Origin of the sequence: Pseudomonas rossensis (genome assembly GCF_039888995.1) — a bacterium.
GTDB lineage: Bacteria > Pseudomonadota > Gammaproteobacteria > Pseudomonadales > Pseudomonadaceae > Aquipseudomonas > Aquipseudomonas rossensis.
Map to the genome: position 1 here is coordinate 1 of NZ_JBBWCB010000126.1, position 15,205 is coordinate 15,205.

Sequence of the window (15,205 nt, forward strand, 5' to 3'; positions counted from 1 at the left end):
CAGGGATTGATCAATCGAAGTATGCTTTTTCATGGACTCGCCCTCGCTGTCGTTGGCTGATTAGACTGCCACCGTGGCGCATTGACGCCTCGGCTTGGGCGAGTCCATCCAATTACAAAGGTCCGCGGAGGCTGGCCTTGGGGGTGAAAAATATGCGCTGGCGCTTTATAGTGGCCGACCTCCGTTTCATCAAGTAGCCGAGCCCCATGTCCGAGCCACGCAAGATCCTCGTCACCAGCGCCCTGCCCTATGCCAATGGTTCGATCCATCTTGGCCACATGCTGGAATACATCCAGACCGATATGTGGGTGCGCTTCCAGAAGCACCGCGGCAATCAATGCATTTATGTCTGCGCCGACGACGCCCACGGTTCGGCCATCATGCTGCGCGCGGAAAAGGAAGGCATCACCCCGGAACAACTGATCGCCAACGTCCAGGCTGAACACAGCGCCGACTTTGCCGAGTTCCTGGTGGACTTCGACAACTTCCACTCCACTCACGCCGAAGAAAACCGTGAGCTGTCGAGCCAGATCTACCTGAAGCTGCGCGACGCCGGGCACATTGCCACGCGCTCGATCACTCAGTACTTCGACCCGGAAAAGAAAATGTTCCTGGCCGACCGCTTCATCAAGGGCACCTGCCCGAAATGCGGCACCGAAGACCAGTACGGCGACAACTGCGAAAAATGCGGTGCGACCTACGCGCCGACCGACCTGAAGGATCCGAAGTCGGCGATCTCTGGCGCCACTCCGGTGCTCAAGGATTCCCAGCACTTCTTCTTCAAGCTGCCGGACTTCCAGGAAATGCTGCAAGCCTGGACCCGCAGCGGCACCCTGCAAGAGGCCGTGGCGAACAAGATCGCCGAATGGCTGGATGCCGGCCTGCAACAGTGGGACATCTCTCGCGATGCGCCGTACTTCGGTTTCGAAATCCCCGACGAGCCAGGCAAATACTTCTACGTCTGGCTCGACGCGCCGATCGGCTACATGGCCAGCTTCAAGAACCTCTGCGACCGCACGCCTACACTTGATTTCGACGCGTTCTGGGGCAAGGATTCCACCGCCGAGCTGTACCATTTCATCGGCAAGGACATCGTCAACTTCCACGCCCTGTTCTGGCCAGCCATGCTCGAAGGCGCCGGTTTCCGTAAACCGACCGGTATCAACGTACACGGTTACCTGACCGTCAACGGTCAGAAAATGTCCAAATCCCGCGGCACCTTCATCAAGGCCCGGACCTATCTCGACCACCTGTCGCCGGAATACCTGCGCTACTACTACGCGGCGAAGCTGAGCCGTGGCGTCGATGACCTGGACCTGAACCTCGAAGACTTCGTGCAGAAGGTCAACTCCGACCTGGTCGGCAAAGTCGTCAACATCGCCAGCCGTTGCGCCGGTTTCATCCACAAAGGCAACGCCGGTGTACTGGTGGCGGGTAATGCCGCGCCGGAACTGACCGAAGCGTTCCTCGCCGCAGCGCCGAGCATCGCCGAAGCCTACGAGGCTCGCGACTTCGCCCGTGCCATGCGCGAGATCATGGGCCTGGCCGACCGTGCCAATGCCTGGATCGCCGACAAGGCACCGTGGTCGCTGAACAAACAGGAAGGCAAGCAAGACGAAGTCCAGGCCATCTGCGCCCTGGGCGTCAACCTGTTCCGCCAGTTGGTGATCTTCCTCAAACCGGTGCTGCCGCTGCTGGCCGCCGACGCCGAGGCGTTCCTGAACGTCGCGCCGCTGACCTGGAACGACCACGCTACCTTGCTCAGCAACCATCAGCTGAACGAGTTCAAACCGTTGATGACCCGTATCGACCCGGTAAAAGTGCAAGCCATGAGCGACGCCTCGAAAGAAGACCTGACCGCCAGCGCTACCGACACCGGCGACGCTGCACCTGCCGGCAATGGCGAACTGGCCAAGGATCCGCTGTCGCCGGAAATCGAGTTCGATGCCTTTGCGGCGGTCGACCTGCGCGTCGCCCTGATCCTCAAGGCCGAACACGTGGAAGGTGCCGACAAACTGCTGCGCCTGACCCTGGACATCGGTGATGAGCAACGCAACGTGTTCTCCGGGATCAAGAGCGCTTATCCGGATCCGTCCAAGCTCAATGGTCGTCTGACCATGATGATCGCCAACCTCAAGCCACGGAAAATGAAGTTCGGTATCTCCGAAGGCATGGTGATGGCGGCCGGCCCTGGCGGTGAAGAAATCTACCTGCTCAGCCCTGACAGCGGCGCCAAGCCAGGTCAGCGCATCAAGTAAGGCTCTGCTGTAAACCGATCCCACAGTCGTGCCTGGCGCGACTGTGGGATTTTCATGTCTGGCCCACCCTCCGTCCTTGCCGGATAATGCCTAAGCTTTTTAGACCGCTCCGTTAAAAAGCCCCGTTCTTGCCGGCACGATCATGACCGAAATTGTTCTTACGCTTATCAGCACTGCCCTGATCAACAACCTCGTGTTGCACTGGCCGCTGGGCGTCGATCCGCTGTTGGGCAACGAGCACCGGCAAGTCCACGCGCTGGGCCTTGCGACGGCTTGCTTGATGTTGATCGTCGGCATGGTGGGCTACTCGACCTACCGTTGGTTGCTGGTCCCGCTGGAGCTGACGTCGCTGCGCCTTTTCGTCTTCCTGCCATTAAGCGTTCTGCTGATTGGCCCGCTGCTGAAAGTGCTTTCCCGGTTACTTCCAAAGCTTGCGTTCGATGGCCTCTGGCCCCTGCTGCTGGGCAACGCCGGCGTACTCGGCCTGACGTTGCTCAACGCTCAGGACGACAAAGGCTTCTTCCACGCCATGGCCCTGAGCCTGGGCGCCGGGCTGGGTTTCTGGCTGGTACTGAGCCTGTTCAGCGACTTGCGCTTACGCACAATCGAAAATGATATCCCCCTGCCCTTTCGCGGCTTGCCGATCGACCTGATCGGCGCCGGGCTGATTGCAGTGGCCTTTCTCGGATTCAGCGGACTGATCAAAACATGAGTCTGATTCAACGCATCGACGCCCTCTTGCCGCAGACCCAATGCGGCAAGTGTGGCCACCCCGGATGCAAACCGTACGCCGAAGGCATTGCCAGCGGCGAACCGATCAACAAATGTCCGCCGGGCGGCAGCGAGACCATCGCGGCCCTGGCCGAGCTGTTGAAAGTGCCGGTACTGGAACTGGACGTCAGTCGCGGTTCAGCCCCGGCGCAGATCGCCTATATTCGTGAAGCGGAGTGTATTGGTTGCACCAAGTGCATCCAGGCCTGCCCGGTGGATGCCATTGTCGGCGCGGCGAAATTGATGCACACGGTGATCGTCGATGAATGCACCGGGTGCGACCTGTGCGTAGCGCCGTGCCCGGTGGATTGCATCGAAATGCGGCCGTTACCGCTGGACACGGTGCTGCCGATTGTCGGCGGCCTGGCGCTCAGCCTTGATGAACATCGCGCCCGGGCGGCCAAGCGCAATCACGCGCGACGCCGATTTGAACAGCGCAACGCTCGCCTGCATCGCGAAGAAGAAAAGAAAATCGCCGAACGTCAGGCCCGAGCCCAGCGCGCCGTCCAGCACAGTGAGGTAGCGACGCTCGATCCGGTTCAGGCCGCTCTTGAGCGAGTCCGCGCACAGAAGGCAGCGAATGCGGATGTGGCGTTGAAAAAGGCCAAGATCGATCTGGCGATGAGTCGGGCGCAACTGAACAAGTCACTCAAGGCGTTCGGGCATCCGCCGACCTTCGAACAGCAATCGCAGCTGATCGTCCTGCAACAGCAGTTCGAGGCAGCCGAACAGGCGTTGGCGAAACTGGAAAGTACTGCACCGCCAGCCGCGCCCCCCATCGTTCCGGCGAAAAATGCGCAGCTGAATCGGGCAAAGATCCAGTTGGCCATGCGCCGCTCCGAACTCAAGAAAGCCCAAGCCAGCGAAGCCCCTGCTGAGCAGATCGAAGCCCTGGAACTCGCGGTGAATGAAGCCGAGCGTCAGGTGGATGCCTATGCCGCCCCTTGAATCGGTCGACGAACGCCTCCAGCAAGCCATGAAGCTGGTATTGCTGGCCACCGTGCCGGGAACGCTGGTGTTTTTCTGGCTGTATGGCTGGGGCGTGTTGATCAACCTGATTCTGACGGGTGTTACCGCACTGGCCGTTGAAGCGACCGTGTTGCGCTTGCGCAAGCGAGCGCTCAAGCCGACTTTGAGCGACGGCAGTGCGCTAATCAGCGCGACGCTGTTGGCTCTGGCCTTGCCGCCTTATTGTCCGTGGTGGCTGACGGTCTGTGCCGCGGCGTTCGCGATGGTGTTCGGCAAACACCTGTATGGCGGCGTTGGCAAGAATCCGTTCAACCCGGCAATGCTAGGCTTCGCCCTGGTGCTGGTGACCTTTCCCCAACAGATGACCCACTGGCCGTCATCCCATGGTCCGGACCTGATCGGAGGCTTGCAGCAGGTGTTCGGGTTCAGCCTCGGTCAGAAGCCAGATGCCTGGGTCCAGGCCACGGCGCTGGACAGCCTGCGGATCAACAAAAGCCTGACCATGGACGAACTGTTTGCCGCTAACCCGGCGTTCGGCCACTTCGGCGGCCGAGGCATGGAATGGGTCAACCTGGCCTTTCTGGCGGGCGGCGCGTTTCTGCTGCAACGACGGGTGTTCAGCTGGCATGCGCCGGTCGGCATGCTGGCCAGCCTGTTCATCATCAGCCTGCTGTGCTGGAACGGCTCGGGCTCCGACTCACATGGTTCGCCGCTGTTTCATCTGCTCACTGGCGCGAGCATGCTGGGTGCATTCTTCATCGTCACGGAACCGGTGTCCGGCGCGAAAAGCCCCGGCGCGCGACTGCTGTTCGGCGCGGGCGTCGGGCTGCTGACGTACCTGATTCGTACCTGGGGAGGTTATCCGGACGGCGTCGCCTTTGCCGTGCTGTTGATGAACCTCTGTGTGCCTGCGCTGGAGCGGTTTGCCGCCTCCAGACTGGAACGGGGTGCGCCATGAGCCGAGCGTCGAGCGTTGTGATCCTGGTGTTGCTGGCAGCCCTGGGGATTGGTGCGACTTACCTCCTGCAGCACACCAGCGCGCCTCGCATTGCGGCCGAACAGCGCCTAATCGACAGTCGTAACCTGCTGGACCTGCTCCCGGCTGAAAGCTACGACAATCAGCCGCTGGAACAGCCGCTCCCCCTCGAAAACACCGACTTGGCCAACAGCACGCTGCTAGGTGGCTACCTGGCAACCAAGACAGGCCAGACCAGCGCCGTGTTGCTGCGCAGCCAAACCCTGGGTTACGAGGGTTCCATTGAATTGCTGATCGCCATCGGCACAAACGGCAAGGTGCTGGGCGTAAAAACGCTCAAGCAATCCGAAACTCCGGGGCTGGGCGGTCGACTCGCCGACTGGCCCAATGCCTGGCTTCAGGCTTTTTCCGGAAAGTCCCGAACCGAACCTGCCGACAATGGCTGGGCCTTGAAAAAGGATCAGGGGCAATTCGATCAAATGGCGGGGGCGACCATTACTTCGAGAGCGGTCATCAACGCCATCCATGACGCGTTGCGCTATTTCGACGAACATCAGCAACAGTTGATCGGGAGCAGCGCTCATGAATAAGTCATCGACGCTGCAGAATTCGCTGATGCTTGCACCGCTGATCGGTGCCACGGATTCATTAGTGTCCGCTGTGGGCTTGTGGCTGATGTTCATCGTGGTGATCAGTGCCTTTGGAGTGAGCATGGGCGCCTTGCGATCCCAACTTGTCCCGGCGACACGTTTGCTTGCCAGCGTCCTGCTGGCGGCCACACTGACCAGCTGCACGGAACTTGCCGCGCAAGTCTGGTCGCTGCAATGGCACCAGCATGTAGGGTTATATGCAGGATTGATTGCCTTGCAATGCGTTGTGCTGGAACACACCGGTTTTTTCCAGAGCGCCTGGCGTGTTCGCCTGCGCCTGTGTGGCTTGTTCGGCGCGTTGATGGCGGGCCTTGGCTTGCTGCGCGAACTCATCGGCAGCGGGACACTAGGCAGCCATCTGACATGGCTAGCCGGCACTGCGCAAGGGGACTGGCAAGGCTGGGTGCTGACTACCGACGGTGGTTTGCACCTGGCCACCCTGGTCCCTGGCGGATTCATTCTGCTGGGACTGCTGATCGCCGCACGTCAGGCCTGGACCCGCTCGACGCCCCCACACTGACCGCCTTCGAGGAAACGCACTGCCCATGAATGCCGCAAAACGTCTGGAAATTTTTCGCCGATTTCACGAAGACAACCCGGAACCGAAGACCGAACTGGCCTACTCCTCGCCGTTCGAATTGCTGATATCCGTGATTCTCTCGGCGCAGTCGACCGATGTCGGCGTCAACAAGGCCACCGCCAAGCTCTACCCGGTGGCAAATACACCGGCGGCGATTTATGCCCTGGGTGTCGAAGGTTTGTCGGAATACATCAAGACCATCGGCCTGTTCAACAGCAAAGCGAAAAACGTGATCGAGACCTGTCGCTTGCTGGTGGAACGTCATGGAGGTGAAGTGCCGCAAACCCGTGAAGAACTGGAAGCGTTACCCGGCGTCGGCCGCAAGACCGCCAACGTAGTGCTCAATACCGCATTCCGTCAGTTGACCATGGCCGTGGATACGCATATTTTCCGGGTCAGCAATCGTACCGGCATTGCTCCAGGCAAAAATGTGGTCGAGGTTGAGCAAAAACTGATGAAGTTCGTGCCGAAGGAATATCTGCTGGATTCCCATCACTGGCTGATCCTCCACGGACGCTACGTTTGCCTGGCCCGTAAGCCTCGCTGCGGCAGTTGCCGGATCGAAGACTTGTGCGAATACAAGCAAAAGACGTCGGACGATTGAGGCACTATTAGGTTTTTCGATTTATCGATTGAAAAAATCTTTTTTACCCGCCGGGAGATTATCGATATAAGGAGCGCCAAAGGCAGTCTTAGCCTGGAGTAACACTATGAGCACTGGCAAAGAGCAATTGGACGTAGAAGACGACTTCACCCCTGTTGAGGCTGATGATGCTGAACCGGTGGTTGAAGTGGCGAAGACCAACCTGAGCAAACGCCGTACCATCGACAATCTGTTGGAGGAGCGCCGACTGCAAAAGCAATTGGACGATTACGATTTTGACCTATGACACCTAAAAGCCTCCCGAAACGGAGGCTTTTTACTAAGTGCCGCCTGATGCCCCCCGCTCATCGCGCTTCGTCAAACGCTGGGGCAGTCACACCAGACCATTGCGTTGAGCCAATTCGATCAGGTCGACCAGGGAGCGGGCATTGAGCTTCAACAACAGTCGAGTCTTGTAAGTACTGACGGTCTTATTGCTGAGGAACATTCCGTCGGCGATCTCCTTGTTGGTCTTGCCTCGGGCCAATTGTTGCAAGACCATCATTTCCCGTCCCGACAGTCGATCTACCATATCGGCTTCACTGGCGTTCCCCAAACTGGAACGTACGGTATGCAAGGCTTGATTCGGAAAGTAACTGTAGCCTGACAATACTGCCTTTATTGCACTGAGCAATTCAGTGAGATCCTGTTGCTTACAGACATACCCTGCAGCACCCGATTGCATGCAACGCATAGAGAAATGCCCGGGTGCCTGGGAAGTTAGTATCAGTACTTTCATGGGCATTGCTGTCGATGTCAGACGCGCAATGACTTCCAGCCCATCAAGTTTTGGTATTCCAATATCCAGGATGACAATATCCGGCATATGCTCACGGGCAAGTTGCAACGCATCCACGCCATTATCTGTCTCTGCAATAACCTCGTAGCCGTGACGCTCCATTAGCATACGTACCGCGAGACGAATGACGGGGTGATCATCCACGATCAGCACTTTATTCATGGGCAAGTCCAATTTTCGCTGTTCGAATTTTTAGAGCCCGCACGATAGCCTAGTCGTTTCACCCATGGCATGCCGCCCCCCTCGGCCACCCACACCGAGAGACATTCCCTACAGACATTAAAGAATAGTCTTACAAAATTCCCAAAAATACCGTGGGGGTAAAAATTTTATCAACCTGAAAACATTTTGATTATCCGCCGTTTTTTTGTTTCTGTTTACAACCAGAAAACCAAATAGCAGGGTTCGTCGCAAGAGATCCAACGAATACTGACTATTGAGCTACCCTTAAAAGTAACTGATATTACCACTTGAAATCCCATACCCCAAATACCGCACATCAAGGTTGTAATAAAAAAATCACACCAGGCAACACTTCAACAACAAACTCAATCCATCACCACCTAAAACTCAACAACAGAGGTACCCGCTGTACACTCAATACCGTTACTATCAAACCTTCGAAATCTAAAACTCAAAAGGAGTACTGCACAAATACAAACACCGACCACTTAGTTATTAAACTGAAAACCAAAAACATTAATCAATAGAGAAAAAACAATATCCCCATGAGAAAAAGACATGATCAAATCAAAGAAAAAAATCATCAACCCCATGACAGTTATTGCAATATTTGCCGCTATTTCTGAAACATCAGCCGCCGTCTCACTGCCCTTTCTCGACAACAAGGAGCGGGAGCTCTATGTCTGGTTCCTGATCAGCTTTCCTTTTTATTTGCTTTTTCTTTTCTTCGCCACACTCAACTTCAACTACCGGTCGCTGTACGCGCCATCCGATTTCGGCAAGGGAAAGCATTTTATAAAAGTGATGGACAACACTGATCGCGGTCAGCGGCCCGATAACCTGAAGGCCCCTCCCGCCCGGATCGATATTCAGACGGGCCTCTCGGCTCTACAGCACGTTTGCATGGCCGAGCAGCTAAAAAACCTGCACATCGTCGATGCGCGGTGGCTAAACAAGAAAATGGAATTCGGTGCATGGATTGAAAAAAACCGGCCCCCACAGGGAAGCCCTGCACAAGTGATCGTATTTCTCACCTGTACCGATTCGGAGGCACTACTTAAGGAAAGCGCAAGCAAGCAATCAAAACAGGCAAAGAATCGCAGCGGACCAACGCTTTGCATTGCTTACAATTTGAATTCACACGGCCTGACGATTCTTGATCACTCTTTTTACCTGACACGCAGCAGGTAACGCTTGAAGAGCATTCAGAGAGAGGAAACAGAAGGAAGGTATTACAGATACAAAAAGAGCGCTGATAACACGATGTTCGGCAGGAAAACTCCCCCTATTCAGAAATTGTGGCCTTGTCACCGACAAGGCCACAACTCTCGTTCCACTACGGTCAAAGGTCTCAGAAAAGCTTCCGGCCTTTGTTCGCCGCAATACGCATGCGCAACGCGTTGAGCTTGATGAAGCCCGCCGCGTCGGCCTGGTTGTAGGCGCCGCCATCTTCTTCGAAGGTCGCGATGTTGGCATCGAACAACGATTCGTCGGACTTGCGACCGGTGACGATCACGTTGCCCTTGTACAGCTTCAGGCGCACAACGCCGTTCACGTGGGCCTGGGACGCGTCGATCATCTGTTGCAGCATCAGACGCTCAGGGCTCCACCAGTAACCGGTGTAGATCAGGCTGGCGTATTTAGGCATCAGCTCGTCTTTGAGGTGAGCCACTTCGCGGTCCAGGGTGATCGATTCGATCGCACGGTGGGCGCGCAGCATGATGGTGCCGCCTGGGGTTTCGTAGCAGCCACGGGACTTCATGCCCACGTAACGGTTCTCAACGATGTCGAGACGGCCGATACCGTGTTCGCCACCGATACGGTTCAGGGTCGCCAGCACGGTAGCCGGGGTCATTTCGACGCCGTCCAGTGCAACGATGTCGCCGTTGCGGTAGGTCAGTTCCAGGTATTGCGCTTTATCTGGAGCCTTCTCCGGGGAGACGGTCCATTTCCACATGTCTTCTTCGTGCTCGGTCCAGGTGTCTTCCAGCACGCCGCCTTCATAAGAGATGTGCAGCAGGTTGGCATCCATCGAGTACGGGGATTTTTTCTTGCCGTGACGCTCGATCGGGATGTTGTGCTTTTCAGCATAATCCATCAGCTTCTCACGGGAGAGCAGGTCCCATTCGCGCCACGGAGCAATCACTTTCACGCCTGGCTTCAAGGCGTAGGCGCCCAACTCGAAACGAACCTGGTCGTTGCCCTTGCCGGTGGCGCCGTGGGAAATGGCGTCAGCGCCGGTTTCGTTGGCGATTTCGATCAAGCGCTTGGCGATCAACGGACGAGCGATGGAAGTACCCAGCAGGTACTCGCCTTCGTAAACGGTGTTGGCGCGGAACATAGGGAAAACGAAATCGCGCACGAACTCTTCGCGCAAGTCGTCAATGTAGATCTCTTTCACGCCCATGGCCTGTGCCTTGGCGCGCGCAGGTTCGACCTCTTCGCCCTGACCCAGGTCAGCGGTGAAGGTCACGACTTCACAGTTATAAGTATCCTGCAGCCACTTGAGGATCACCGAAGTGTCCAGGCCGCCGGAATACGCCAGAACGACCTTGTTTACGTCCGCCATGCCATCACTCCACGGGGTTCTACGGAAAGCCGTCAAGTCTACCGCTCATGCAGGATAATTTACAGAGGCGCGACAGCTTATGACGACGAAGCGACAGATTATGTCGAGTGAGCGACGATAACAGCGGGTTCAGGAGGTCGACGCGGCGCTCGCCGATGCAGTGGCCTGAGGGGCCGGCTTTTCGGTGGGCGCAACGCGCGCGAGGTGCACATTGACCCGACGGTTCTTCGCCCGGTTGTAGGAATTGGTATTGGGCGCCAACGGATAACGCTCGCCGTGAAAGCGCACGGTGACCTGCGATTCCTGAATGCCGTTGGCCTTGAAGAACTCCATGACTGCCAGGGCCCGACGCCGCGACAAATCACGATTGGTCAGGCGGTTTCCGCTGTTATCGGAGTGGCCATCGAGCTCGATGTGGTTGACCGTCGGATCAGCCTTCATGAACTCCAGCATCACTTGTAATTGCGCCTTGGCCTGCGCGTCGAGATCGATGCCTTCGCCGGGGAAGCCGATCTGCGATTGCTTGACCTGCTCGAAATTCTTCGGCAGCAGCTTCGCCACGCAGCCCTGATAGTCGTTGAATGCCTTGCTGAACTTGACTGGCAACAGACGCACTTCCGACACACGGCCATCGCCCGAGTAATGTCGAACGACCGGACTGCGGCCATCCATCAGGCCACTGATCAAGCGGCCAGCCTGAACTTGCGAACTGTTGAACAACACATTGCCGCTGCCGATTCGCACAGAACCGAGGTTGATGTCGCCACGCCCCGGCTGCCAGGGTGCAGCCGCCGCCAGCAAGGTGGCCGAACCGCCGCCGATCATCGAGTTATAGGCCTTCAGACGGAACGTCGCTTGCTCGCCAGCGCGACGCACGAATTCGCCCGAACCAAAATCAGTGATCGGCTGAGTCAGGCGGCATTCGAACTTGTCACCTTCGACCGTCCACTCGATGCTCTCCAGACGGGTCTGGAAAGTGAGCGCCATCGCAGGAAGGCTGGCAAACACGCTGAGCAAGGCTAAATAACGCTGGCGCACGGGAGGCTCCACTGGCTTCTACAACAAAAAGACCGACACACAGATGTTTACGGCATACCTGTTGGATATCGGAAGCTTCCTGCAAAACTTGATAGCGAGTGCCTGGAAGAGTCTTTTCCGGTAGCATTCCCCTCAGTTTGACCCGCCTGGAATCCCCTCATGTCCGACCGCCTGACCCTGCTGCGTCCCGACGACTGGCATATTCATCTTCGCGATGGTGCTGTGTTGCCCAATACAGTCGCGGATGTCGCGCGCACCTTTGGTCGCGCCATCATCATGCCCAACCTGGTACCTCCGGTGCGTAACACCGCCGAAGCCGACGGCTATCGCCAGCGGATTCTCGCTGCACGCCCGGCTGGCAGCGGCTTCGAACCGTTGATGGTGCTGTACCTGACCGACCGCACCCAGCCCGAAGAAATTCGCGAGGCCAAGGCCAGCGGCTTCATTCACGCCGCCAAGCTGTACCCGGCCGGCGCGACCACCAACTCGGACTCCGGTGTCACCAGCATCGACAAGATTTTCCCTGCACTTGAGGCCATGGCCGAAGTCGGGATGCCCTTGCTGGTTCATGGTGAAGTCACCCGTGGCGATGTCGACGTGTTCGATCGCGAAAAATTCTTTATCGATGAGCACCTGCGTCGTGTGGTCGAGCGCTTCCCGAGCCTCAAAGTGGTGTTCGAACACATCACCACCGCCGACGCCGTGCAGTTCGTCAATGAAGCTTCGGCCAATGTTGGCGCGACCATCACCGCGCATCACCTGCTGTACAACCGCAACCACATGCTGGTGGGCGGGATTCGGCCGCACTTCTATTGCCTGCCGATCCTCAAGCGCAACACCCATCAGGAAGCCCTGCTCGACGCCGCCACCAGCGGCAGCGACAAGTTCTTCCTCGGCACCGACTCGGCGCCCCATGCCCAGCACGCCAAAGAAGCCGCTTGCGGCTGTGCCGGTTGCTACACCGCTTATGCAGCGATCGAGATGTATGCCGAAGCCTTCGAACAGCGCAACGCGCTGGACAAGCTCGAAGCCTTCGCCAGCCTGAACGGCCCGCGTTTCTACGGCCTGCCGGTGAACACCGATCGCATCACCCTGGTCCGCGAAGAGTGGACCGCCCCAACCAGCCTGCCATTTGGCGAGCTGACCGTAATCCCGCTGCGCGCCGGTGAAAAACTGCGCTGGCGCCTGCTGGAGGAACACGCGTGAGTGAAGACCATTTCGACGACGAACAGGACGGTCAAGGCGGCGGAGGTGGTTCACGCCACCCGATGGCTGAGCGCTTCCGTGGATACCTGCCAGTCGTTGTCGACGTTGAAACCGGTGGTTTCAACTCTGCCACTGACGCCTTGCTGGAAATTGCCGCCACCACCATCGGCATGGACGAAAAAGGGTTTGTGTACCCCGACCACACCTACTTCTTTCGCGTAGAGCCTTTTGAAGGCGCGAACATCGAAGCGGCCGCTCTGGAATTCACCGGGATCAAACTCGATCACCCGCTGCGCATGGCAGTGAGTGAGGAAGCAGCGCTGACCGACATCTTCCGCGGCATCCGCAAGGCACTGAAAGCCAACGGTTGCAAACGGGCGATTCTGGTCGGGCACAACAGCAGCTTCGATCTGGGCTTTCTTAACGCCGCCGTCGCGCGCCTGGACATGAAACGTAACCCTTTCCATCCGTTCTCGAGCTTCGATACTGCAACCCTGGCCGGTCTGGCTTACGGCCAAACCGTACTGGCCAAGGCTTGTTCAGCAGCCGACATCGACTTCGACGGTCGTGAGGCCCACTCGGCTCGCTACGACACCGAGAAGACGGCCGAGCTGTTCTGCGGCATCGTCAATCGCTGGAAACAAATGGGCGGCTGGGAAGACTACAACGACTGATCGTTGGGTTTATCCCGCCCATAAAAAACCGGCCTCAACGGCCGGTTTTTTTATGCCTCAAACGTGCCTTACAGCGCAGCAGCGTTCTCGGTCAGGTAAGCCGCGACGCCTTCGGTCGAAGCGGTCATGCCTTTGTCGCCTTTTTTCCAGTTGGCAGGGCAAACTTCGCCGTGCTCTTCGTGGAATTGCAAAGCGTCGACCAGACGGATCAGCTCTTCAATGTTACGGCCCAGCGGCAGGTCATTGATGATCTGCGAGCGGACAACGCCTTTGTCGTCGATCAGGAACGCGCCACGGAAAGCCACACCGCCTTCGGACTCAACGTCGTAAGCCTTGGCGATTTCGTGCTTCAGGTCGGCAGCCATGGTGTAGCGAACTTCGCCGATACCACCATTGTTGACCGGGGTGTTGCGCCAGGCGTTGTGGGTGAAGTGCGAGTCGATAGAAACGGCGATCACTTCAACGTTGCGTGCCTTGAAGTCAGACATGCGGTTGTCCAGAGCGATCAGCTCGGACGGGCAAACGAAGGTGAAGTCCAGTGGGTAGAAGAACACCAGGCCGTATTTGCCTTTGATGGCCGACGACAGGGTGAAGCTGTCTACGATTTCGCCATTGCCGAGTACGGCCGGTACGGTGAAGTCAGGGGCTTGTTTGCCTACGAGTACGCTCATTGGATATCTCCTGGTGTAAAAACGTGAAGTTCCGGGTTTGCGCCAGCCTGCCACCTTCAGGCGACAGCCCTGTGACACGAACCCGCTTCATAAGGACCGGCCATCATACACTGCGTTTTTGACCTGTCCTTAACGGTTTTTTGTCAGGGGAAATGCAGTCGACGGGTTTTCCTCGTGATCGATGCTGAGAGGAAACCGTTCGTCAGCCCTGATCAAAGCTTTCAGAAACCACTTTGACAATCATTCTCGTTAACATTAAGATCCATCGCAATTGAGTCACAACCAGCGACGGTTTTCACTTATGTATGTTTGCCTCTGCACTGGCGTCACCGACGGTCAAATCCGCGAAGCGATCTATGAAGGTTGCTGCAGCTATAAGGAAGTCCGTCAGGCCACCGGCGTAGCCAGCCAATGCGGCAAATGTGCCTGCCTTGCCAAGGAAGTGGTCCGCGAAACCCTGACCAAATTGCAATCGGCCCAGGCCGCGATTCCGTACCCTGTAGAATTTACGGCCGCGTAATTAACGTATTTCAAAGAACCGGACTTGATGTCCGGTTTTTTTATGTCTGAAAATCAATCGCTTACGCTCTAGACGCGGAACACAAACATTCTTATTCCGATTAATTTTCACTTAAGTTTCAATAACTTAGGTTTGACACTCTTAATTACGCGGCTCAAACTCTGCCTTATAGACAGCTACTTAGGGCAGGACCCCATCATGAAAGGCGACGTTACAGTCATCCAGCATCTCAACAAAATCCTTGCCAATGAGCTGGTCGCGATCAATCAATACTTCCTGCATGCACGCATGTACGAAGATTGGGGCCTGAACAAGCTCGGCAAGCACGAATACCACGAATCCATCGACGAGATGAAGCACGCGGACAAGCTGATCAAGCGCATCCTGTTCCTTGAAGGCCTGCCGAACGTCCAGGACCTGGGCAAGCTGCAGATCGGCGAACACACCAAGGAAATGCTTGAATGCGACCTGCGTATCGAACGCACCGGTCATGCGGATCTCAAAGTGGCTATCGCTCATTGCGAAACCGTTGGCGACTTTGGTAGCCGTGAACTGCTTGAAGATATTCTTGAATCCGAAGAAGAACATATCGACTGGCTGGAAACCCAACTGGGCCTGATCGATAAAGTCGGTCTTGAGAACTATCTGCAGTCGCAGATGGGCGAAGAGTAGGAGCTGTGTAGGAGCTGTGTAGGAGC

At 57.0% G+C, this 15,205-nt stretch carries 17 protein-coding genes; 13 read left to right on the top strand and 4 right to left on the bottom strand.

What is annotated here, in order from left to right; all coding sequences use genetic code 11:
* The first annotated feature begins 206 nt into the window (after positions 1-206).
* The 8 genes from metG to WLY71_RS24485 all read left to right on the top strand — a co-directional run bounded on the left by metG (position 207) and on the right by WLY71_RS24485 (position 7,094).
* Positions 207-2,258, top strand: a complete 2,052-nt coding sequence (metG, locus tag WLY71_RS24450; RefSeq protein ID WP_095132521.1) for a methionine--tRNA ligase — start codon at positions 207-209, stop codon at positions 2,256-2,258.
* Positions 2,259-2,400: 142 nt separating this feature from the next.
* Positions 2,401-2,970: an Rnf-Nqr domain containing protein gene (locus WLY71_RS24455; protein ID WP_347805604.1), complete on the top strand. Its 570-nt coding sequence runs from the start codon at positions 2,401-2,403 to the stop codon at positions 2,968-2,970.
* Complete coding sequence (gene rsxB, locus WLY71_RS24460) at positions 2,967-3,977, top strand: electron transport complex subunit RsxB (RefSeq protein ID WP_347805605.1); 1,011 nt, start codon at positions 2,967-2,969, stop codon at positions 3,975-3,977. The genes WLY71_RS24455 and rsxB overlap by 4 nt, the downstream gene beginning before the upstream one ends.
* On the top strand, positions 3,964-4,956 hold the full coding sequence (locus tag WLY71_RS24465) for an RnfABCDGE type electron transport complex subunit D (RefSeq protein WP_347805606.1): 993 nt from the start codon (positions 3,964-3,966) through the stop codon (positions 4,954-4,956). Before rsxB ends, WLY71_RS24465 begins: the two co-directional genes overlap by 14 nt.
* Positions 4,953-5,564, top strand: coding sequence for an RnfABCDGE type electron transport complex subunit G (locus WLY71_RS24470; RefSeq protein WP_347805607.1), 612 nt, complete (start codon positions 4,953-4,955; stop codon positions 5,562-5,564). The genes WLY71_RS24465 and WLY71_RS24470 overlap by 4 nt, the downstream gene beginning before the upstream one ends.
* On the top strand, positions 5,557-6,144 hold the full coding sequence (locus WLY71_RS24475) for an Rnf-Nqr domain containing protein (protein WP_347805608.1): 588 nt from the start codon (positions 5,557-5,559) through the stop codon (positions 6,142-6,144). Before WLY71_RS24470 ends, WLY71_RS24475 begins: the two co-directional genes overlap by 8 nt.
* A 25-nt stretch (positions 6,145-6,169) precedes the next feature.
* Positions 6,170-6,808, top strand: a complete 639-nt coding sequence (nth, locus tag WLY71_RS24480) for an endonuclease III (protein ID WP_129438022.1) — start codon at positions 6,170-6,172, stop codon at positions 6,806-6,808.
* Positions 6,809-6,914: 106 nt separating this feature from the next.
* Positions 6,915-7,094 (top strand): PA3496 family putative envelope integrity protein, encoded by a 180-nt coding sequence (locus tag WLY71_RS24485; RefSeq protein WP_347805609.1) that lies wholly within the window; start codon positions 6,915-6,917, stop codon positions 7,092-7,094.
* A gap of 87 nt (positions 7,095-7,181) precedes the next feature.
* Here WLY71_RS24485 and WLY71_RS24490 read toward each other — a convergent pair whose 3' ends face one another.
* Positions 7,182-7,808 carry a response regulator transcription factor gene (locus WLY71_RS24490; RefSeq protein ID WP_008155570.1) on the bottom strand — a complete coding sequence of 209 codons (627 nt, stop codon included), beginning with the start codon at positions 7,806-7,808 and terminating at the stop codon, positions 7,182-7,184.
* Positions 7,809-8,387: 579 nt separating this feature from the next.
* Between WLY71_RS24490 and WLY71_RS24495 the strand changes: the two genes are divergently transcribed.
* Positions 8,388-9,020 carry a hypothetical protein gene (locus WLY71_RS24495; protein ID WP_347805610.1) on the top strand — a complete coding sequence of 211 codons (633 nt, stop codon included), beginning with the start codon at positions 8,388-8,390 and terminating at the stop codon, positions 9,018-9,020.
* Positions 9,021-9,180: 160 nt separating this feature from the next.
* Here the strand turns inward: WLY71_RS24495 and WLY71_RS24500 are convergent, their stop codons facing one another.
* The gene (locus WLY71_RS24500) at positions 9,181-10,398 is read right to left on the bottom strand and encodes an argininosuccinate synthase (protein WP_007898502.1); all 1,218 of its coding nucleotides are present in this window, start codon (positions 10,396-10,398) and stop codon (positions 9,181-9,183) included.
* Between the two features lie 129 nt (positions 10,399-10,527).
* Entirely contained in the window at positions 10,528-11,436 is a 909-nt protein-coding gene (locus WLY71_RS24505; RefSeq protein ID WP_347805611.1) for a flagellar protein MotY, read from the bottom strand.
* Positions 11,437-11,595: 159 nt separating this feature from the next.
* Between WLY71_RS24505 and pyrC the strand changes: the two genes are divergently transcribed.
* Both pyrC and rnt read left to right on the top strand, forming a co-directional pair.
* A complete protein-coding gene (gene pyrC / locus WLY71_RS24510) occupies positions 11,596-12,642 on the top strand; it encodes a dihydroorotase (protein ID WP_347805612.1) in 1,047 nt (348 codons plus the stop codon).
* Positions 12,639-13,316 carry a ribonuclease T gene (rnt, locus tag WLY71_RS24515; protein WP_046047091.1) on the top strand — a complete coding sequence of 226 codons (678 nt, stop codon included), beginning with the start codon at positions 12,639-12,641 and terminating at the stop codon, positions 13,314-13,316. The genes pyrC and rnt overlap by 4 nt, the downstream gene beginning before the upstream one ends.
* A gap of 68 nt (positions 13,317-13,384) precedes the next feature.
* On the opposite strand, the gene WLY71_RS24520 is transcribed toward rnt, so the two are convergent.
* The gene (locus tag WLY71_RS24520) at positions 13,385-13,987 is read right to left on the bottom strand and encodes a peroxiredoxin (RefSeq protein WP_064679479.1); all 603 of its coding nucleotides are present in this window, start codon (positions 13,985-13,987) and stop codon (positions 13,385-13,387) included.
* Positions 13,988-14,288: 301 nt separating this feature from the next.
* Here WLY71_RS24520 and WLY71_RS24525 point away from each other — a divergent pair, with 301 nt between their 5' ends.
* Both WLY71_RS24525 and bfr read left to right on the top strand, forming a co-directional pair.
* A complete protein-coding gene (locus WLY71_RS24525; RefSeq protein WP_008155585.1) occupies positions 14,289-14,507 on the top strand; it encodes a bacterioferritin-associated ferredoxin in 219 nt (72 codons plus the stop codon).
* 198 nt (positions 14,508-14,705) lie between these two features.
* The gene (gene bfr / locus WLY71_RS24530) at positions 14,706-15,179 is read left to right on the top strand and encodes a bacterioferritin (protein ID WP_056742015.1); all 474 of its coding nucleotides are present in this window, start codon (positions 14,706-14,708) and stop codon (positions 15,177-15,179) included.
* The last annotated feature ends 26 nt before the right edge of the window (positions 15,180-15,205 follow it).